This window comes from Gordonia phosphorivorans (genome assembly GCF_042432625.1).
GTDB classification, from domain to species: Bacteria; Actinomycetota; Actinomycetes; order Mycobacteriales; family Mycobacteriaceae; genus Gordonia; species Gordonia phosphorivorans.
Genome location: NZ_JBHLWV010000006.1, coordinates 46,742 through 66,691 on the forward strand (window position 1 = coordinate 46,742; position 19,950 = coordinate 66,691).

The following is a 19,950-nucleotide window of genomic DNA, read 5'->3' on the forward strand; positions in this document are numbered from 1 at the left end:
ATGGCGTGTCCCTACTTTGTGTAGAAATGGCTTCGAATGGTGCATCGAGCCTAACAGCGGTATCCGACCTGGAACTGAACCTCGCACGGCGTGAACGTCAGCCAGCGGGGCAGTGTGCCGCGGGGCGGGAGAGCCCGGTTCTACGCTGGCGCCGACCTGCCAGGCAATGAACGGAGATCTCGATGCAGTTTCAGGCGACCCTGGCCGCGGCCGAACGTCTGCTGGGTGGCAGCGCCCGCCGCGGCACCGTTCTGGCCGCTGTCAACGATCTGCTGGGCGCCCAGTCCTCGATCCGGGAAGTGCGGGCAACAGCAGGGTCCGTCGACCCGCTGCTATGCGTCGACGGTGCGGTGATCAGCGCGCAAAGCGATGTGGTGACCTGGATTTCGGTGGCCGCCACCAACTCCGACCGCAGCTTCACTCGCCTGTACACGGCGGTGACACCGGTGGGCTCACATGTTGACGCAGTTAAGGCTGCGCTGATGGCTGCAGCCGAACTGCAGGCGGCTGTGCGCACCGCAGGGGAGGTCGGGGAGGTGTGGATGGATGGTTCGTTGGCGACACCGCTGATCGCGTTGGCGACGAGCCTGCCGGCGGTGCCCGTGGAGGCGGCCGCCGAGTTCGCCGTCTCCTTGGATGACCTCGAGGTCGTCGACTCGGTCGCCGCCTACGTTCGCCTCGCCGAGCAGGGCCGACTGCGGGCGCTACCGAAACAGGACACGGCCCGCGCCTTCGTCGACCAGTGGGCCGAGCAACTGGACGAGTCGGCGGGGCGATGGCTGACCATGCAACGCGATCGTGCCGTGCTCGGTGCTGTGCTGCAGGCCGGAACCTGCGTCATGGCGCGGACAGCGCCGGAGGTCGCGGCGGTGGAAGTGTCGCCGGCGAAGTCGGCGCGACTGCAGTCGGTGCAGGAGCAGTTGGCGGCCGCGATGGGGCCGTGGCGGCACACCAGCCCGCACGTGGCGTACGTGATGCCGAAGCACTTGGATCGTCCGATCAAGTACGAGTGGACGATGCCCGCCGACTCTGAGGAGGGTGCCGTCGCCGAGGTGGGCGTCGAATTAGCTGGTCGACTTGATCCGCTGTGTCGTGGCCCGCGCATGCTCGAACCGTTGCCGCAGTACGTCGTGGATCGGCATGCGAAAGAGTCGGTGCGGTACGTCCACCAACTGCTGATGGATGCGGTCGGTCAGCAGCTGGGTGCCCGGCATCCGGAGTTGGCCCGCAGTTATCGCAGCTAGATGCGTTCAGCGCACCACCCGCAGCTGGGATGGTGCGCTGAATGGCGGTGACCGGAGTTACGGGATCGCGATGTAGTACGAGACGCCCTTGCTGGCCGGGTTGAGGGTGCTGACGCTGACCAGGTCGACGCCGGAGCCGATAAAGAATCGCTTCTGGGCGATCACGGCACCCCGACGCTTGGTGCCCTCGATGCGGAAGAACCGTTCGTGATTGAACGGTGCGAACGTGTTGTGGTAGACGAACTTGACCGTTGCCTTGCACTTGTTGCTGGTGAACCCGTGACTGCGCAGGGTCAGCTGCACCCAGCCGGGCTTGCGGGGATCGTTCTGCAGGCCCACATGCATCGATCCGCGGCACCGACCGTTGTCGCCGACGGTCCACACTTCCTCACCCATGACACCGATCCGCGGCGTTTCCTGCCAGCGGGCTTCGGCGCGACCGGTGCCCGCCACGGTGGCCACACTGGTGGCGAGTAGGCCGACTACCGACAGCAGCAGCAGTATCGTCTTGAACTTCTTCATGGTCGTGCTCCTTGCTTGGCGGTACTCGTGGGTTGTGCATGACGGTAGCGGCCCGGGCCGGGCGCACTGTCAGTCGCCTCCATGCCCGGGCCGGTCCGGGTTAGCGGGCGGTGGCCTTCTTGCCCTTCGGCTCCAGCTGCGGCCACGCAACCTGCAGACCGTCGATGGCCTTGCTCGCCTGATCGGTGACCGCGCGAGTGGTGTCGTTGATGACCTTCTCCACGGCCGGGGCCGCGGCGCCGAGCGCCTTGATCGGGGCCTGCGCCTGCTGTCCGGTCCAGCCGATGGTGGTGTGGCCCACGGTCAGGTTGACGTCACCGGCCTTGTTGACGACGTAGTCGACGGCCGGCAGGCCGACCTGCTGAGCGGCCTCCTTGGGCAGGTGCAGTTCGAACTGGTTGCCCTCGGGGTTGGGCAGTTCGGGCATGCGGTGCTTGCCGGGGCCGGGAAGTCCGTCCTTGGGCCGCTTGATCGTGTCGCCCGGGTCGCCGGCACCGAGCGCGTAGGCGAGCATTCCGCCGCCGAGCGCACTGAGGATGGTGACCGGCACGGCCACAAGCGTTCCGGCACCGACGGCGACGGCACCGCCGCCGAGCGCCCCCAGGCCTGCGCCGGCAGCAATACCCATCGGGTTGCCGCCGGTCACTGCTGCGGCGGTCCCGGCGCCGATTCCTGCGCCGATCGGGACGGTGAAGAGGCCGACGCCGATGGTGGTGGCGGTGAAGGACACGGTGCCGCCGACCGCGCCGCTGGCGACGGCGGCGGTGACGGTGGCGGCCGCCCGACGGACGGCCCGGTCTTCGGGAACTCCCAGCGCCACCAGATGGTTGGCGATCTCCTGCTGGGCGTAGGCCGCCCACCCGTTCGCCCAGTCAATGGTGGAGGCCTTGTTCGGGAAGTTCGGGACGTCCTTGGCCGGCATTTCGAAGCTGCCGATGAGGAGCTTGTCGGGGCCTGCGGTGACGCGCTTGACCTTCGGGGGAGCCCCGTTCGGCTTGATCTGCGGCGTGTAGTTGGGGGCCGAGTAGTAGTCAGGGCTGACATGGTCGGACTGCGGGGCGGACGGGGCTGCGGGCAGACCGAGCGGCCCCGGATCGTAGGACGGGGCCTGCGGCGCAGCCTGCGGGGCAGGGGCCGGCGGGGGTGTCGGAGCTGGCGAGATTCCGCCCTGCTGCGGGGGCGCAGGCTGGTCCGATGGGCCACCCACACCGCCCTGCTGCGGCGGTTCGGACTGCTGGATACCGCCCTGCTGGGGCGGATCGGCGTGGGCCTGTCCGGCGCTGACCGCGCCGGACAGTGCCAGCGCCAAGGTCAGGGTCGCGGCCCCGTACTGGGTGGATCGGCGGCTGATGGGGGTGCGGTAGGAGCAGATGTCCTTCGGCATGGTGTGTAGTCCTCGTTGTCGTCTGATGTGGGTGTGGCCGCGGCGCGGTCGGTGCAGATCAGTAGGTGGCGGTGATCGACGTGATCACGGACGTGTTGTTGTCGCGAACGGTCTGAATCAGCTGGCGATAGACCTCCGGTGCACCTCCCCCCGGCGGGATCTGTGTCAGCTCGGTCGCGTACAGGTCGTTGCCGCGATCGGTGATCGTCAGGCAATGCGTGGTGCCGGCGGGAACCTTGTCGATGGCGCGCTGCAGGTCCGCTTGGGATCCGATGACGGTCTTGGCGGACGAAGGAAGTACGCGTGCGCTCGCGGCGGCCGCGTCGCGGTCGGTGTAGTAGGCGTAGTTGAAGGCCTTGATGGCGCCGACACCGGACGTTGGATCCCCAGCATCGCGTCCGGTGAACACCTTCCCCGCGGTTTGGGTCGGGCAGTCGGCGTCAGCGGTGGCCGGGGCGGCGGTGTCAGCGGCCGGGGAGGAAGTGGCCCCGGCGATCACCGCCTGGGGTTCAGTGCCCGCTGGTTGCGGATCGTCACCTCCGGTGAAGGCGAGGACGGTGGCGCCTGCAGCGGCGACTACGGCGAGAGCGGCGCCTGCCAGGAGGAGTTTGCGGCGCGGATCGTGAGCGGTGTCCGACGACTCGGCGGCGAGCTTCTTGACTGCCCGGTCAGCGGACTTCGCTTTGCGTTGTTCGGCGCGCTCAGCGGCACGTTCTTCCCGCTTCTGTTTGGCTTCTTCGGCGCGGTGGGCCCGCTTAGCGCGGCTGGCGGCGATCCGTTCCTCGCGTGCTGCCTTGCGGTCATCGGTGGCCGCTGGCGGGTCGCTGTCCAGGATCGACGGGACGATGTCCCCAGCGACTTCGGGTTCGCGGTCGAGGGTGGCAGTGCGGCCGCGTCCTCGGCGAGGCTGCGTGTCGGCGCGCTGCGAGGTGCGCAGGATGTCGGCGGCACCGGGGATGTCGAAGACGGCGCCGTACGTCTGGGAGCCGACGAAGTCGAAGTCGGGGTCATTGCCGAACTGGACTCCGTCGTCGACGGACGTGGAAGTGGCGATCGGAGTCGCGGTCGCCGAGGTGGCCTTGCGTCCTGCCGGCGTGGGCCCGGCGGGTGCGGGTGCCCGCGGAGACGGTGGTGCGCTCGGGGTGGGTACGTCGTCGAAGTCGTCGTAGTCACCGAAGAACGGCTGCCCGGTCGCGGCTGGCGAGGCGGGTGCGGCAGCGACAGCCTGCGCCGGCTCGTCATCGAAGTCGTCTTCGGTGTCCCACACGGTGGCCTGCCCACCGGTGTGCATCCCTTGCTGATGCGGTGTCACGCTGACTCCTCTCCCTCTGCTCTCGCGGGTCGCTAAGACCGACGATGCGTTCGGTGGAACGCGGTGCAGAAGAGCGTGCAGTTTGGCTTCGAATGTGCTTGGTACGAATGATAGACACGGGCCTTTCCCTCCTCGTGGACGCACAACGGTGCTGGTCTGAGGCATTCGGGTGAGGTTGTGTTGCCGCAATGGCGAAAGGGCGGGTCTCTAGGTTGTGGGGGTGGCGTCCCGGCCGGGCCGTCACCGAACCTCCAACCTCGAACGGGGCATACCTGTGAATGCTGGGCTGACTGTGGCCACCGTGGCTTCGCCGTCGACGTGTGAACGGCTGGAGCTGATCCTCGATCACGCCAGCGCCCGGCAACCGTTACTGGGCGCACTGCTGGCGGTGTCGATCCCATTCGACGAGGGGGTCTGCGAGATGGCGTTGGGCACCATCACCGCGATTGAGACGGTGAACTCGTTGGTGGAGGCGCGCGGCCCGATGGCGTCACATATTGCTGCCGACACCGACCAGATCAGTCATGCCGCGCAAGACAATCGGCGGGTCATCGTGAAAGTGGAGGCTGTGTTCCGGGGTCAGCCTGGGGCGTGGCGGCGATGGTCGTCGACGTTGTCGAACTCGCCCGCCACCGGAACCCGCGTGCAGGTTCTCGACCAGAGTATTTCCGACGACTTGATGTCGGACTGCGTCGACGCGGGGTACATTGGAACCCTACGCGGCACCGGAGGGGTGCATGTTCCCCTGACGCTGCCAGATTTTTCTGGTCAGCGAGGCGCGCGACACTTTAGCGTGCTCGGGGCTACCGGCAGCGGAAAAACTGCGGTGTCAGATTATCTTCTTGCCACCATGATGCGGCACCCGAAACTGGCGATCCTCGTCCTCGACCCACAGTCCCAGTTCCAGAACGAATACGGCCTCCCGATCTCCCTGCAGGGCGTGGCGAGCGCCTTGGGTCGCACAGTGCACGTCGCCCGCATCTCCCAGTCACTGCGCTTGCAGAAAGACGCGCCGATGTTCATGCGTCTGCTGCACGATGCTGGGTTCTTCCGACTACTCGCCTTCGGCGGTAGCGCCGAAGACAACATCGCCGCCGCCCGCACCACCTTCGTGGACGCGGTGACCCGAACCCGCGACCTCGAAACGGCCTGCGGGACGGGGGACTGGACAGAGGCGCCGTCAGATCAGCTCCTGCGCTACCTGCTGCAAACGCTGTGGGACATCCTTCCCACCGGCACCATCTACGCTGGCCGCGACCAACAGGAACGTGTCGCCGCCACCATCTACCGGCCCACCGAAGACTCCCGCGGCGAACCGATCGCCCAAACCCTCCTCGACCGACTGCCCGCCGGCGCCCTCGACCCGGCCGGCACCACCAAGTTCGATCAGCTCCTGGAAGTGTTCTCGGCGCTGCACCAGCTGTGGCTTCCGTTCAATGCTGCCGGTCTCGCTGAGATCGCCGCCGGCACCGACCCTGAACAACTCGGCCCCCAATACCGTCGGCGAGCAGTGTGGGGCCTGCTCAGCGAAGCCTTGCGACCAGCCGAGGACCGGCCCGCCCCACTGGTCATCATGGACCTGTCGGCGGACCTCTCAGCTGACAGCAAGGCCGCCGAAATCCTGGACTCGCAGGACGTGAAGGCCCGCATCATGCGTCAGCTGGTGGCAGCGACCAAGCGGGTCGGACAAGCCGAGTTCGCTGCCGGCCGAAGCCTCAATGCGCTCTGGGTAGTCGATGAAGCGTGGGCTTGGGCCGGCCCAGTGGATGCGCGCACCCAGTCCGAATCCATCGTGCAACTGTCGAACGAGTTCGCTGCTGCCGCCCGCGACGTCCGCAAATTCGGTATCGGCATGCTGTTCATTACCCAGTCCGCGACCAGCCTCCGCGACGACATTTGGCGGCAGCTGACCGTGGTCCTGGTCGGCTACGGCCTCCACGACCAAGCCGACCTCAAGAAACTGTCGAATCGGGTCTCCGAATCGCATGTCGCCCTCTACCGGACAGCACCACCACCGGAAGCGACCGGACGGTACACGTGGATGTGCATCGGAGGGGGCGTGACGGGCCTGAGTTTCGGGTCGAACCCGATCTTCCTGGAGGTATACACCGACGCCGCCGACTGGTTGGCCCGCAACCAGTCCTGGATCACCGGTCTGCGCCGCACCTACCTGCACTGCCTGCCCGACGGGGACACCGGTGGCCCGCTGACCGAGATCCCGCCGCGGCCTGTGCCCGCCGACGAAGTCGTCGCCGCCCACAGCCGGCGCATGGACGTCATCAACGGGCCCGTCGCCGGGAACGTGATGAGCGCGTTCACCGCCGCCACCACCAGTACGGCCGCCACCCCTGCGCCGGTGGCGACGCCGCGAGGACGGTGGGCCACCACCGACACCGACGACATGCCGCCGTACTGACCACCCCCGCAACCGCCGACCCCAACACCCACCCCACTCGCAGCCGCTGAACTTCCCAGCCTGGCGCTAACGTGAACGTCCACACGACCTGCCAGGGATGAGGATGCGATGAAGCCAGCGACACTTGCCGAACAGCGACTCCTCGCCGCCGCCAAGCAACACCGACTACTCGACTTTCGGGCCGACAACGAACAGCACGACACCTGGCGACCCACCGCGGAGCAGGCGCAGCAGTGGGGAGATGACCGAGTTGTGCGTGCCGTGTTCCTTAAGCACCTACTCGTTGACCGCGGACTGCCAGTCCAGATGAAAGGGGCGCGCATTGACGGTGACCTCGACCTGTCGAAGTCCGCATCCGTTACTTTGAGCGCGTCCTACAGCGTGTTCGCCGGGAACGCCTGGTTCGAAGACGCCACCTTCGACGGGGACGCCTGGTTCGACGAGGCCACCTTCGGCGGGGACGCCGGGTTCGGCAAGGCCACCTTCGACGGGTCCGCCTGGTTCGGCGGGGCCACCTTCGGCGGGGACGCCGGGTTCGACGGGGCCACCTTCGGCGGGTACGCCGGGTTCAGCGGCGCCACCTTCGGCGGGTACGCCGGGTTCGGCAAGGCCACCTTCGGCGGGTCCGCCTGGTTCGACGGCGCCACCTTCGGCGGGTCCGCCTGGTTCGGCAAGGCCACCTTCGGCGGGGCCGCCTGGTTCGGCAAGGCCACCTTCGGCGGGGCCGCCTGGTTCGGCAAGGCCACCTTCGGCGAGTCCGCCTGGTTCGTCGGGGCCACCTTCGGCGGGGACGCCGGGTTCGACGGGGCCACCTTCGGCGGGGCCGCCTGGTTCGGCAAGGCCACCTTCGGCGAGTCCGCCTGGTTCGTCGGGGCCACCTTCGGCGGGGCCGCCGGGTTCGGCAAGGCCACCTTCGGCGGGCCAGTACGGTTCACGGAGGTTCGCGGCGTCTATTCGCATCTGGACTTCAACTCCAGTCGTTGGAAGACGGCCCTCGTCGAAGCGTCTGACATGGAGGCGGGGAGTGTGTCGTTCGTTGACGCGGTCATCGAGGAGTCCGTCCGGTTTGATCTGACCTGCCGCTCAGTGGATCTCACCGGGTTGCAGTCGCGCAAGAGGCTTCATCTGGTGGTCGGTGGGGAGGCCGACGTGACCTGTGCGAGTGCTGATTTCGGGGCCGGATCCCGGATTGAAGGGGTCCCGTCTCTGGCCGGCAAGGCTCCCAGGGTTGTGTCGTTGAGCCGGGCGCAGCTCGCCGGCGTCACCCTGAGTGGGCTGGACTTGACCGGCTGCCGGTTCGGTGGCGCTGACGGCCTGGACAGTCTCGTCATTGACTCCACCAACACCCTGCCGCTCTGGCGGAGAAGTGATCCGTCGCGGGGGTGGAAGTGGTGGCGGACGAACCGCAGGATGATCGCCGATGAGCTCACCGCACCGGAGTCTGCCAGCCCGAATACGACTGTCGCCGCAGAGGTGCGCGGTGACGCTGTCGGCAAGACCACTACCAATACGTCCCCTCCGGGCGACTCCGCCGGCTCAGACACGACGACCACCGAACAACCTGCACACCACGAACGAGCCGCGGCCATTGCTGCCCCGAGCCAGGTGCAGGGCGCGGCGGCTGGCAGTGTCGCTGAAACCTATCGGGTGCTGCGAAAAGCCTTGGAAGACAACAAGGACCACGCTGGGGCTGCCGACTTCTACTACGGGGAAATGGAAATGCGGCGCCGGGCAGCACCGCTGGACAGTGTGGAGTGGTGGCTGCTGACCGCCTACCGGACGGTGTCGGGATACGGACTGCGGGCATGGCGGGCTGTGACAGCTCTCGCCGCGGTGATCGGGGTGGCCGGGCTGCTATTCAGTTTCGAATGCCTGGCCCGACTGACCACCACATCAGCGATCGACAAGATCAACGTGAAGAGCGGGGAGGCCACGTACCTCACCCCTGACGAAGGCGGGTTGCCGTGGTGGCGGGCAACATTGTTCGCGGCGCAGGAAACAGTGGCCCTGTTCCGCACCAACCAAACCGGGGTCACCCTCGTCGGCTTCGGGTACATCGTCGACCTCGCTGTGCGGATTCTCGGACCCGTCCTTCTCGCGTTGGCGATCATGGCCATCAGAAACCGCACGAAACGATGACCGACTAGCTGATTGGCCGCCGCAGGACGCGACACGCTCCCAACAGGTCGAGGCCCGTACCGGCATGCCGGGCAGGTGACCGCACCTCCCGCTGTCCGGCCCCAACAACGCAGGTCAATCGTGTGTTCTTCGGGTCGGTCCGCTGCCGTCGTCGCTCCGATTTCGTGGCGGCAGGCCGGGAAGATCGGGTTCGTAGACTGTGCGCAGTTCACGTCTTTGGAAGGACACACACGATGGCTGACCTGATCTCCGTTATCTCGTTCGACGACACTGAGCGGGAAGTGCTTGCCGGCGGTTCCAAGGACCGTGGGGACGCGGCCCGCAAGTTCACTACGGCGTTGAACACTCAGATCAAGGACGTGTTCACCAAGGCCCGCAAGCTCGCCGACGGCTATCCCAACCGGGAGAGCCTGCGCGAAGTCAAGGACGAGCTGCACCGCCTGCAACAGCTGCTGGAGGTGCTGCCGGACGGGGAGGGGCGCGAAGAGTTGGCGGCCGCGGTCAGCCAGGTCGACGCCGTCGTCGATTCCGGTCTGCGTACGCTCACCGGTAACTAGCCCGACCCCTCCACTTCCTTTCGTCACTGTGGCAGTTCTCCCGCCCCCTTGGGTGTGGGGCGGGAGAACTGCTGCTAACTCCAGACAGGTTCGCGCTGCAGTGAATGACCCCCACCGGCATGACGCCATGCTTCGGATTCTCACCGATCTGGAAGCTCTGCCCGCCGAACGTCAGGCCGACCTGCTGCAGTTGGCCACCGAGACCAGACGCGAACGTGCCGCCGCCGATCACCGGTTGACGCGGTGGCTTACTGAGGCCGGGTGGAGCATGCAGAGGCTGCTCGCGCACTCACCGAAGGCCGGGCAGCTGTTGGAGGAGATGTTGGCCTCGCATCGCCCTCTCCGGTTCCCGTACGAATCACGGACGGCGGCCGCTGACGCAATGCGGTGCGTCCTGACCTTCGGGGTCGGGTTGCCGCCGGCGCCGGCTGGAGTCCAAGAAATCTTGCAGGGGCCAGTCGCTGATGTGCTGTACGGCGGGCGGCTGCCGACGGCGTGGCTTGCCGCTAACTCGGCGCACTGCCGGTAGCACCACCGCACCCGCTCTGGCCGTCGAAGACGGGGCGGGCCGGTGAGGTCGCGGAGGCGACGGGCAGGTTAGGCGACGCGGGAGAGTGCTGTGAACTCGTGGACCGCGGACGAGTGCTCCAACACTGCAGCGGTCCGAACGAGCCTCGACGACAGCGGCGCAGGCCTGCTCACCAGATACAGGTTGCGGCGGTCGGCGATGTCGAGAACGCGTTCGAAGTCGTGGTCGCGGCGCACCGCGATCCGGTCGCGTGCGGTCTGCTCGCGGACTGCGGCCTCACGGACCGCGGAGGTTCGGGCGCTGTCCAGATCCGACATTGACCTGCGCATCGCCGCCCAGTCCGAGGGCACGAACTGGCCGCCGGGAGTGCGGCCGAGGATGTGGGCGACTTCGGCGACGCGCTGCCACTTGACGCCGATGATCTGGGCGAGCCGGTTCGTGGCCTGCCCGGTCGCCAAGCCGCGGCGCAGCACCTCTAGTTCGTCGCTGTAGCTGAGGACCACGCGTCCGCTGGTGTCGGTGTCAGGTTTGCGGTCCAGGTGGGTTTGGGTGATGGTCGCGTTGACGCGGACTTCGTCGAGCGCCATGTCCACAGCCAGTGCGTCGTACGTGGCGATGGGTTCGAGTCCGGCCGGCAACCAGTCGATGTCTTCGTCGGCTACGTCCCCCGACAGGCCCAACTCCATGTCCAGGGTCAGTTGTTCGATGTCCTGGCGGGCTGGTCGGTCGTGTACTGCGGGTGCTGGCAGTCCTTCGCTGTCGAAGGCGACTGCGGCCCGCACTTCACTCTGCGGGCGCTGACCGGACAGGATGCGTTCGGTGGCCTCGCGTTGGCAGGTCTGCAGGAACGGGCAGCGTCCGCACGCGGCGACCGCAGCTTTCGCCCGCCGCGCGAACTTGGTGGTGACCGCGTTCTCTTCGGCTACCGATTCCAAGGTCGCCATCGGCATGGAACCGGCGAGCGGGTTGGCGTGCGATTCGATTTCGGCCGCGTCAGGCAGGTCGAACAGGCCCGGGTCACGGTCGCATTCACGCACGAGCACTGGACGTGCGGGCGCGGTGACGGGTTGGGGCGAACGGTGGCTGCGACCGACAGGTCGTGCCGACATGACTGTGCTCATGTTGCGATTCCTCACCAACAGCCCATGAAGGCGCTGCAAGCAGTATTTAGAATTGGCTTCGAATTGCCGTGAGTGTATCGCAGGTTCGTAGGCTAGGACAGCTTTACCGGCGGGGGACTGTACAACGTGTCTCCGACAGCACGGTTTCTGCAGTTCCGCGCCGTGCCGCAATGGAAAAGCGGGCACAGCACACTGACTGCCATGACACCTGCACACACGGTCTACAAGCTCGGCTTCTACGGCTGCGCGCACCTTGGCTACCGCATGAACGGCATGGCCCGGCAGCACTCGTCGGGCCTGAACATTCGCGAAGTCGACGGCTACGTCTCCTACGAGCAGGTCATGGACGACATGATCGGTCGGGGAGTGCAGGCGATCGTCGACGGCGGCGACACCTTCCACACCCATCGGCCCTCACCGCGCGCCATCGACGAGGCACTGCGCGTGGACGACAAGCGCGTCGCCGCCCAGATCCCGCGCGACACGAACTCCGGCAACCACGATGCCGCCTCCAGCTCGGAAGTGTCAGCGGTGGCTTCGGTGCACCGGCCGTCGCTGGGCTCGTTCGCGGTGTACCCGCGCACCGACCGCACCGCCGAGGACACCTTCGGCCCGCATCCCGGCCTGTACGAGGTGCACCAGCCGGACCCGAATGTGCCGTTGTACCTGCACATCGTCAGCCATTACGGTCTCAACCCGAGGCTGGCGGACAAGGGCATCGTCATCGACCCGCGCCCGATCCCCGACGGCGTCAACATTCTGGTCTCCCACGGCCTGTTCGCCGCCGACGATCGGCTCTTCGGCGCTACCGACGGGCATGGGGCCACCCGGATGATCCCGGCGGAATGGGTCGACCGCGGCTTCGACGCCTCCATCCTGTCGGACTATCACACGCCGGGCCCGATCCCCGGGTATGGGCCGCAGGACCGCAAGACCGGCCAGGTGTGGATGACCGGATCGTTGCTGGGCCGCGGCTTCTCCGATGAGATCTGCAGCCGCGGATGGCTGCTGGTCGAACTCGGCTCGGACGGCTACCTGACGGTCACCCTGCAGCCGATTTGGTGGCGCCCGCAAGTGGACTTCGACCCGATCGACTGCGACGGCAAAACGGTGGAGGACATCAACGCGATCGTGCGTAAGCGGCTGGCCTCGCAACGCTGGTGGGATGAGGAGTCCGCGGCATTGACCGGCGACGGCGGCTACCTGCTGCGTCAACGCATTGTGGGTGCCTCACCTGCGCAGCGGCAGGGTGTGCGTGCCCGTGCCGGGGAGTGGGCCAACGCGGCCGGGGAAGCCGCGTTCTGGGGGGTTTCGTTCACCGGGTCCAGTACTCAACGGCTTGGTGAGGCACACAAGTCGCGAGGGCTGAGTCGGTCGACTCGGCAGGTGAACTTCGCTGAGGACTTCACCGAACGCGCCACCAAGGGGCGAGTTGGCGCGGTTCTGGCGGGGGCGGCCCCGGAAATTCGGGAAGCGGCGACGGCGGCGACGGTGAAGACCCTGACCGTGCTGCAGGCCGACCCGTGGGCCGCGTCGTGACCTCCAGCGAGGCAGCCAACGCGCTGGTCGACCGGATAAACAATCCGCGCAAGGTCCTCGAGGTACCGCAGCGCGGGTCGACGGTGTGGATCAACACCAGCCGCCGCACGATCGCCGAACTGGTGGTGCTGCGGCGCGAGCAGCAGCTGTACCGGAATGCGTTGCGGGAACTGTGCGCGAGCGTGCACCTGCGCCCGCAGTCGGCGGTCTACTCCGGCCGCCGACTCCTCGGGTTCACCGTTCCTGATGCGATGGCCGGCTCCCGGACCCCGCCGGGCTGGACGATCCGGGGACGTCAACCACTGCTGGTGCCGGCGGAGTCGATCAGCCCGGCCGGCCGCGCATTCACCTCCGTCGAGATCAGCCCGTCCCCGGAGACCTCCATCTCCGGGTTCAGGTCCCGCCCCGATCCGGCCACACCCAACCCGCCACTGCACTCCGTCGACGCAGGTGCCGCACTGATTGTGTGGGCTGACGAGACTGTGGGCATGCACCTGGATGGACTCCCTGACCCGTTCCGCGGATTCGAAGTCGTCGACCCCGACCTGTGGGTGCTCGTTCACGACTACGCCGCCGAGGACGTCCGCGACCTCAACCTCTAACCTGCGCCCGACCGAAAGGACCCCGTCATGCGAATGCTGACCGCCACCTTGCAGAACTTTCGTTCCACCGAGCACCTGACCTTGGACTTTGGGTCTGAGGGCCTCCATGCCTTGATCGGCCGCCCCGGTTCCGGGAAGAGTTCAGTGTTTGCTGGGCTCGTGTTTTCCCTGTACGGCGATCCCGGGCCGGACCAGGAACTGCTGGATCTGCGTTACGACAAAGCCGGCGAAGGCGCCGAAGTCGTCGCCGACTTCACCTGGACCCATGACGGCGTCACCTACCGAACCATGCGCACCCTGCGGCGCGGGAAGCGGAAGGGGCAGCCGGTGGAGAAGGCGTCGGCCCGCATGTGGCGCGAGAACGTCGAGATCGACAACATGACGCCGACGTTGATGACGACGGAGGTCACCAAGATCCTGGGCATGGGGGTGCGGGGGCTGACCGGGTCGTCCCTGATCCGGCAGGGCGAGGTCGACTTGCTGACCACCGCCCCACCGACGGAGGTGCAGCGCCTGGTCGAAGAACACACCGGAATCTCGGAGCTGACCAAGGCCCGCGACAACGCCCGCAAGGCCGCCAACGAAACACGAAAGGTCGCTGACGCCCTCCCCGGATCACTGCCGGAGGTCGTCGAAGCCGCCGAGACCGCCGACGCCGCAGAAACCGATGCCGCCGACCTCAACACCACGGCGGTGGCGGCGCGCGCCAACGCCGACCGCGCGCACACCAACTGGCAGCAGGCCCACGACCGAGCAACCAGCCTCCAGCAGGCCACGCTGGCCGCCCAGGCCTCCCGGGAGAAGGTGGTCGCTGCCCGCGCCGTGCTGGAATCGGCGCAGCTGGCCGAACAGGGTGCGCAGGCGGTTGCACTCGAGGCCGGGGCTGGACAGTCCGGCAGTGTCGACGACGTGGAAGCGCGGTGGCGGGAACTCTCCGACAACCGCACTGCCGTCGCCGACCTGGGCAACAGTCTCCTCGCGGCCCGGCGCACACACTCCGCCGCCGAACAGGCCGAACACGATGCTGCCGCTGCCGCCGAACAAGCCGCACAGGACGGTGCCGCCGCGACCGCCCGGCACGCCGAACTGGTCGAGGAGATCGCCGCCATCACCGCGCGCGGGCACCAAGCCCGCGCCGACCTGGCGGCCGCCGGCGGAGAATCGGCCCGCCTAGCCAAGGCTATTGACGCCCTCCAAGCGGTGACCGGCACCGACCCGACCTGCCCGACCTGCCAGCACACGTTGGCTGACGCGTCCGCGCTGGTCGCCGACCTGACAACGCAACGAGAGCAGGTGGCCGCCGCAGCGGTCGACCACGAACGCCTCATCGAGGAACTGGCAGGCACCGTCAACACGCTCACCGGGGAACTGAAGCAGACGCAGCAGCGGATCGGCCGCGTCGATGCGGCAGCCGCCGACGCCGACCGGGCTCGCAGCCGCACCGCCCAGTCGGTGGCCGACCTGACTCAGGTGATCACCGCCTGCCAGCCGCACCTGGCGACGTCGGCGACTGAACCGGCCGACGTGGTCGACGGACTGCGCGCGGTGAAGGCGCAGATCGACGAGCAGCTCAACAGGGTGGGTGAGCAGCGGGGCGCGGTCCGGCAACTCCTGTCGGCCCGCCAACACCTGCAGTCCTGCCAGCAGGCGTTGGAAGCAGCCCAGGACGGGCAGGTGGTGGCCCCTGACCCCAACACCGTCGCCCAAGCGCTCAGTGAGGCAGGGCAGCTGCAGTCGGTGGCGGCGGAACTGGCCGCCGAAGCCAACGCCGCGTCGGCGGCCGCGAGCACCGCGATGATGGGGGCCGGGCAGCTGCGGGCGGCCGCCGACGTCGCCGACAACCAGTGGAAGCGTAAGCAGGCCGCGGTCACCGCCGCCGAGATCGCCGACACCCACGCCCAGGTGCTCGCGGCCTACCGGCAGGACCTGATCGGCGACTTCTGCGACGGCATCAGTGCAGCAGCCACCGAACTGATGGCCCGATTCGGTGGCGAACACGTCGCGTTCCGGCTGGACTCGGACTTCGTTCCGCGCGTGGAACTGGCCGATGGGCGACTGCGCAAGACGTCGGCGTTGTCCGGTGGCGAGAAAGCGCGGGCCGGGCTGGCGTTCCGGCTTGGTATCTCCATGCAGATCACCGAAGGGCATCTGCCGTACCAGCTGATCGGGGACGAGATCACCAGCTACCTCGACGAAGATGGGCGCCGGCAGGTGCTGGAAGTGATCACCGACTTGTTCGCCGCCCCAATCCTGGTCTCGCACACCAGTGAAATCCTCGACCATGCGACCGAGGTGCACCAGCTGTGGCGTTCCCCGTTGGGTACGACGGAAACGGTGGACCAGGACCTCGCCTCCTAGCCCCACCCTGGTCAGGCCCCGTCACCGCCCGGCGGGGCCCGGCCAGGTGAAGGGCCTCCCGTGGGGTTGCGGCCACCTAGACTGGTGTCAGCAGCTCCATGGCCCCCGGACCCGTCGGACAGATCCCCCTTTGGTTGGCGGTGCGGTTCGGGCTCGACGTGAGCTGCGCCTGGCTGTGTGGGCCAGCAAGTGTTCGTCGGAGGGTCGGAGCAGACTGATCCGGCCCTCCGACGGTCACGGCGCCACCGCGGTCAATGCGGTCGGGGCGCGCATGAATCGGGACGCCTGCTCAGAGAACTGTTCTCGCTGTTCCGGCGGGCATTTCGCGGTCAACGCTGACGCCGCGAACTCGATCCCGAACACCGATTCGGTGGCCGCCGCACTCAACAGTTCCCGCAGCGACGGCACCCACAGGGTGTGGTCACCGGTGTTCTCCACCCAGTGGTGACGTTCCTTCGCCAAGTTCACCAGGACCGGCGGAACCCCCAGGTCGGTCGCCAGATCCAAGTCCGCCGGCACCGACACGATCAGCCCGATCCGGTCAAGCACCGGATCAGACAACCCGAACCCCTGGCCAGGATTGTGGCTGGTGAGCACCGAGAACCCGGTCGCCGCGCGCACCACGGTCTCTCCGGGACGGTCCACGACGGTCACGGTTCGGGCCTCATCCATCGCCGAATGCAGCAGCGCCTGCACCCCCGGCGGCATCCAGGCCGCTTCGTCGATGAGCAGGGGCCGCCCCTGCAGCATGGCCTGCACCAACGGTCCGTCGATCCACTCGAAGTCGCCGACCTGTCCGGGCACCGGCAGCAGCGCCCCCACCACGTCCTCGCGCACCATCCCCTCGTAGCAGTCCAGCACCACCAGTTCCTCGCCGAATGCGGCCAGTGGCGCCGTGGACTTCCCACTGCCGGGCGGCCCGACCAGGGCGACAGCGATGTGGGCGCGGTTGGCGGCCTTCAACACTTCGACGTCGGCCATGCCGTTGATCAGTCGCGGAAGGTACTGGCGGCCATCCGGTAAGGCGACGGACAGTTCAGTGACGTCTGCGATCGCCGGCACACTCCGCGGGGTGGGCACGCAGCGCCGACTGAACTCCTCCGGCGTGCCCCTCATGCCGGCCTCGCTGGTCGCCTTCTCGATGAACACGTCCGCGCACCGGTCCCAGTCGGCGGCCAACTCGGGGGAAATGTCGATCATTCGGGTTGATCCGGTGGTGTTCGCCCGCGCCTGATGGCAGGTGTCGATGAATGCCGCCAAGTCGCGTTGCCCGTCCCGACTGAGCTTCCATCGGGGGCTGCGTTCGACGCGGGTGTCGCGGCCTTCTTCCCGGGTCAGAGTGTGCCCGGTCTCGGTGACAGCCATCATGGACAGTTCGTCGAAGGCGCCATCACTGACCTCGTACACGAACCCGTACAGCAGCATCTTTGGTGACCCTTCAAGGAGAGCGGTGGCCTACAGTGCGCACAGTCTAAGGAGGCCGATTCCCTGTGCATGTCTACGAGCGGGCCGACGCTGCACTGACTGAACTGTGCGAGCAGCTCGATGTGGCCGGCCCGGCCCCACGTCTGGGTGCCGCCCAGCCTGGGTTGGCTGTCCGTGTCGATCCGGGCCGGTACCGTCTGACCGACCGTGATTTGCGGGTCGACATTGCGGCGTTCACCGGACGATTGCGGGCACCCCGATTTGCGGCGGTGGCCTGCGCGGCGGCCGCCGTCGTCGACGCCTCCGCCGACGCTGCCACGGTCGGGGACCTCAGCGACGTGGAGCGTGCTGCCGTCACTCATCTGCTGCACCTGCACCACGCGGCCCGCATTCGTGGACTGGGGGTGGAGAACGTCGGTGCTGTCACCGCGGCCGCCGACGTCCTGTGGCAGCCCGACCAGTACGACCGCGACACCTTGCTGGCTGTCGGGGTGTGGGATGTGCTGCCTCGCGTCGACAGCGCGGTCCTGCCTGCTGCGGCGGTCACGGCCCTCTACGACGCGGTGCGCCAGCAGTTGGGGGACCGCCAGTTCGGGGCGTGGCAGCTGCTGTGGCGGCGGGCCCTGGCCGGGCGTCCAACTCCGCGACGATCCCCGCAACTCGAGGATTGGGTGGTGCTTGCCCGCCAGTGGCTGGAACTGCACGCCGAAACGTTCGGTGGGGTGCAGGTGACGGCGGCCGCGGCCCCGGTATTGACCGGCGCTGAACTGTTCACCCCGAACCCTGTGGCCGATCCACTGGGCCGCCAGTTGACGGCCGACCTCGCCGACGCCGCGCAGCAGGCGCTCGCCGATAGTGCAGCCACCGCCGCACTGGTCGGGGATCGGCCTCGCCGGCCGGGTGTGGGAGGGGCTGTCGCCGACCGGGACGCCGGTGGTGCGGGCGGGGCGATGATGTCAGGGCAGCGGGTGCTGACTTGGCGAGAACCGGCTGCCGGGGATCGGCGGAACCTGCGGATCTTCCGGGACGGGCTCACCGTCGCCGGGCATAGGAGCCCGTCGATGGCGCCCACCCCGGTCCCGTACCCGTCGGGTCGATTGAATCCGCGGCAGCTAGTGGCCCGGGCCGGGCAGATCGCCACCGGCCGGCAGGTCACGGCGACCCCGTGGACTGCGATCCGACCGGTTCCGCGTACCGCTGAGGTACTGCGGTTGGGTGTGATTGTCGACGCCTCAGCCACCATGCGTCCCTGGGTGGAAATGGCGACGTCGTTGGCGTGGGCGGCCGCCCACGCCGTCGACCAGCGCGGCGGGCAGCACACCATGTGGGCGTTCGGTGGGGAAGCATTCGTGGTCGTCGGAGATGGTGTGGCGCCGCCGAAGGTGCCGGTGATCAGCGATCCCGGGTCAGGATCAGCAGGATGCGGTGCGGCGGTGACGGCCGCCCGGTCGGCGTTGACTGGTCGCGGTGCGGGCCTGCTGGTGGTCATCACCGACGGTCTGCTGCCGGATTCGCAGGACGTGCAGGACGCGATCGACGACGCCCACGCGGACGGGTTTCAACTCGTGTGGGCGTTGGCTGGCATCGGTGGTGACCGGTTCATTCCTGCCGGGGTTTCCGTCGTCGATCAGCCCGCGCCCGCCGCGATGGCTGAAGCAATCACTTCCGCCGCCCTATCCGTTCTGACCAGCAGTTATCGGTGACCTCTGGGGCTGTCCGCTGACCTGAGTTGGTGGTAAGAGGGTGTGTCTATTCTCGGTTCAAGATTCGAAGCCGAGAGGGTTACGCATGCCGCCTGTCACGCTGATTACTGCAGAGGAAGCCATGCAGGTGCCGCCACACCTGTGTGCGCCACCCATGTGCACCTCAGATGGGAAGGTGCCCGGAGTGGGTGCCAAACACGGGCGGGTGCTGCCGTTAGTGGGCAACACCCGCCCCTACATGTACGACGTGGCCATCGTGGGGACCGACAGTCGGATCTACGCAGACCGCCTCACCGACATTCTGTGCGTGCTGATCGGGGAGGAGTATCAGCAGAACGTGGAAGCGTTGAACGCACTCGGCGTCTTCGAGACCACCGACATCGGCAGCGAACCCGGCCTGGGGGACATCCTTCCCATGGAGTTGGCTACCTCCGCCGACGAACCGGCCGACACCGGCCCCTCCCTGGCGCAGTCGCAGGCTTACCAGCAGGCGCAGTCCCTGCTGTACGACCTTGGGTTGCTGCGCACGGCGTTCGCCGAGAATCTGCGCGTGGATTTGCAGGCGGCTATCAACGCCGACGCTGTCGCCGACGGGTCATGGCTCGAGCTCACCGACGCCGAACGAGAAGAGCTGGTGTTGTCGGCGACCCGCGGCGGCGGATTCCCCATCGGCATTCCCGGCGAGATCGCGGTATGGGATGAGACCGCCGACCCGCCGGCGATGGTTCCGGTGGTGCGCCCGGAGTGGCGGTCGGCGATCCGTCTGGTCATCAACACCGGCAACTATCTGCCGTGGACGCCGGCGCCGTTCATCGAATCGTTGCGCACTGCGGTCGACACCGAAGGGATCACCTTCGAGTATCCGACCTCCGAGAATGTGGTGTTGCTGGACGTCAACACCGAGGAAGAGTTCATCGAATCGCTCATCGCGATCAACTACTTGACGATGGCCACGCGTCCGTCGTCGCAACCGGACCCAGCCTTCCAGAAGTTCGTCGACGACCCGATCGTGTACCCGTACCTGCGGCGCAACCAGCGCGCCGAGGACGCCGCTGACGCGAATCCCTGAGTTCGCCTGTCCCGCTCTGGAACGATCAAC

Annotated in this window: 14 protein-coding genes; 9 read left to right on the plus strand and 5 right to left on the minus strand. The window is 67.6% G+C overall.

The window, feature by feature from the left end:
- The first annotated feature begins 182 nt into the window (after window positions 1-182).
- On the plus strand, window positions 183-1,244 hold the full coding sequence (locus ACFFJD_RS01775; RefSeq protein WP_382360027.1) for a hypothetical protein: 1,062 nt from the start codon (window positions 183-185) through the stop codon (window positions 1,242-1,244).
- A gap of 57 nt (window positions 1,245-1,301) precedes the next feature.
- Here ACFFJD_RS01775 and ACFFJD_RS01780 read toward each other — a convergent pair whose 3' ends face one another.
- The 3 genes from ACFFJD_RS01780 to ACFFJD_RS01790 form a co-directional block, all read right to left on the minus strand.
- The gene (locus ACFFJD_RS01780) at window positions 1,302-1,766 is read right to left on the minus strand and encodes a hypothetical protein (RefSeq protein WP_382360030.1); all 465 of its coding nucleotides are present in this window, start codon (window positions 1,764-1,766) and stop codon (window positions 1,302-1,304) included.
- Between the two features lie 100 nt (window positions 1,767-1,866).
- Window positions 1,867-3,150 carry a hypothetical protein gene (locus tag ACFFJD_RS01785; protein ID WP_382360033.1) on the minus strand — a complete coding sequence of 428 codons (1,284 nt, stop codon included), beginning with the start codon at window positions 3,148-3,150 and terminating at the stop codon, window positions 1,867-1,869.
- 58 nt (window positions 3,151-3,208) lie between these two features.
- On the minus strand, window positions 3,209-4,462 hold the full coding sequence (locus tag ACFFJD_RS01790; protein WP_382360036.1) for a DUF8176 domain-containing protein: 1,254 nt from the start codon (window positions 4,460-4,462) through the stop codon (window positions 3,209-3,211).
- 301 nt (window positions 4,463-4,763) lie between these two features.
- Between ACFFJD_RS01790 and ACFFJD_RS01795 the strand changes: the two genes are divergently transcribed.
- The 3 genes from ACFFJD_RS01795 to ACFFJD_RS01805 all read left to right on the plus strand — a co-directional run bounded on the left by ACFFJD_RS01795 (window position 4,764) and on the right by ACFFJD_RS01805 (window position 9,574).
- Window positions 4,764-6,878, plus strand: coding sequence for a helicase HerA domain-containing protein (locus ACFFJD_RS01795; RefSeq protein WP_382360039.1), 2,115 nt, complete (start codon window positions 4,764-4,766; stop codon window positions 6,876-6,878).
- 108 nt (window positions 6,879-6,986) lie between these two features.
- The gene (locus tag ACFFJD_RS01800; protein WP_382360042.1) at window positions 6,987-9,017 is read left to right on the plus strand and encodes a pentapeptide repeat-containing protein; all 2,031 of its coding nucleotides are present in this window, start codon (window positions 6,987-6,989) and stop codon (window positions 9,015-9,017) included.
- Window positions 9,018-9,250: 233 nt separating this feature from the next.
- Window positions 9,251-9,574 (plus strand): hypothetical protein, encoded by a 324-nt coding sequence (locus ACFFJD_RS01805; RefSeq protein ID WP_382360045.1) that lies wholly within the window; start codon window positions 9,251-9,253, stop codon window positions 9,572-9,574.
- 597 nt (window positions 9,575-10,171) lie between these two features.
- Here the strand turns inward: ACFFJD_RS01805 and ACFFJD_RS01810 are convergent.
- Window positions 10,172-11,224: a hypothetical protein gene (locus ACFFJD_RS01810; RefSeq protein ID WP_382360048.1), complete on the minus strand. Its 1,053-nt coding sequence runs from the start codon at window positions 11,222-11,224 to the stop codon at window positions 10,172-10,174.
- Between the two features lie 201 nt (window positions 11,225-11,425).
- Between ACFFJD_RS01810 and ACFFJD_RS01815 the strand changes: the two genes are divergently transcribed.
- From ACFFJD_RS01815 to ACFFJD_RS01825, 3 genes are read left to right on the plus strand one after another with little or no spacing between them, the layout of a single operon-like run.
- Window positions 11,426-12,763: a metallophosphoesterase family protein gene (locus tag ACFFJD_RS01815; RefSeq protein ID WP_382360051.1), complete on the plus strand. Its 1,338-nt coding sequence runs from the start codon at window positions 11,426-11,428 to the stop codon at window positions 12,761-12,763.
- Window positions 12,760-13,365, plus strand: a complete 606-nt coding sequence (locus ACFFJD_RS01820; protein ID WP_382360054.1) for a hypothetical protein — start codon at window positions 12,760-12,762, stop codon at window positions 13,363-13,365. The genes ACFFJD_RS01815 and ACFFJD_RS01820 overlap by 4 nt, the downstream gene beginning before the upstream one ends.
- Before the next feature lie 33 nt (window positions 13,366-13,398).
- Window positions 13,399-15,723 (plus strand): AAA family ATPase, encoded by a 2,325-nt coding sequence (locus ACFFJD_RS01825; RefSeq protein ID WP_382360339.1) that lies wholly within the window; start codon window positions 13,399-13,401, stop codon window positions 15,721-15,723.
- Window positions 15,724-15,957: 234 nt separating this feature from the next.
- On the opposite strand, the gene ACFFJD_RS01830 is transcribed toward ACFFJD_RS01825, so the two are convergent.
- On the minus strand, window positions 15,958-17,148 hold the full coding sequence (locus ACFFJD_RS01830) for an AAA family ATPase (protein WP_382360057.1): 1,191 nt from the start codon (window positions 17,146-17,148) through the stop codon (window positions 15,958-15,960).
- A 65-nt stretch (window positions 17,149-17,213) separates the two neighbouring features.
- Here ACFFJD_RS01830 and ACFFJD_RS01835 point away from each other — a divergent pair, with 65 nt between their 5' ends.
- Both ACFFJD_RS01835 and ACFFJD_RS01840 read left to right on the plus strand, forming a co-directional pair.
- The gene (locus ACFFJD_RS01835) at window positions 17,214-18,851 is read left to right on the plus strand and encodes a vWA domain-containing protein (protein WP_382360060.1); all 1,638 of its coding nucleotides are present in this window, start codon (window positions 17,214-17,216) and stop codon (window positions 18,849-18,851) included.
- 184 nt (window positions 18,852-19,035) lie between these two features.
- Window positions 19,036-19,920, plus strand: coding sequence for a hypothetical protein (locus tag ACFFJD_RS01840; protein ID WP_382360063.1), 885 nt, complete (start codon window positions 19,036-19,038; stop codon window positions 19,918-19,920).
- Window positions 19,921-19,950: the final 30 nt, after the last annotated feature.

Coding starts and splice junctions, on each gene's coding strand:
- ACFFJD_RS01775 (WP_382360027.1), top strand. CDS start 183: ATGCAGTTTCAGGCGACCCTGGCCGCGGCCGAACGTCTGCTGGGTGGC.
- ACFFJD_RS01780 (WP_382360030.1), bottom strand. CDS start 1,766: ATGAAGAAGTTCAAGACGATACTGCTGCTGCTGTCGGTAGTCGGCCTA.
- ACFFJD_RS01785 (WP_382360033.1), bottom strand. CDS start 3,150: ATGCCGAAGGACATCTGCTCCTACCGCACCCCCATCAGCCGCCGATCC.
- ACFFJD_RS01800 (WP_382360042.1), top strand. CDS start 6,987: ATGAAGCCAGCGACACTTGCCGAACAGCGACTCCTCGCCGCCGCCAAG.
- ACFFJD_RS01805 (WP_382360045.1), top strand. CDS start 9,251: ATGGCTGACCTGATCTCCGTTATCTCGTTCGACGACACTGAGCGGGAA.
- ACFFJD_RS01810 (WP_382360048.1), bottom strand. CDS start 11,224: ATGAGCACAGTCATGTCGGCACGACCTGTCGGTCGCAGCCACCGTTCG.
- ACFFJD_RS01815 (WP_382360051.1), top strand. CDS start 11,426: ATGACACCTGCACACACGGTCTACAAGCTCGGCTTCTACGGCTGCGCG.
- ACFFJD_RS01825 (WP_382360339.1), top strand. CDS start 13,399: ATGCTGACCGCCACCTTGCAGAACTTTCGTTCCACCGAGCACCTGACC.
- ACFFJD_RS01830 (WP_382360057.1), bottom strand. CDS start 17,148: ATGCTGCTGTACGGGTTCGTGTACGAGGTCAGTGATGGCGCCTTCGAC.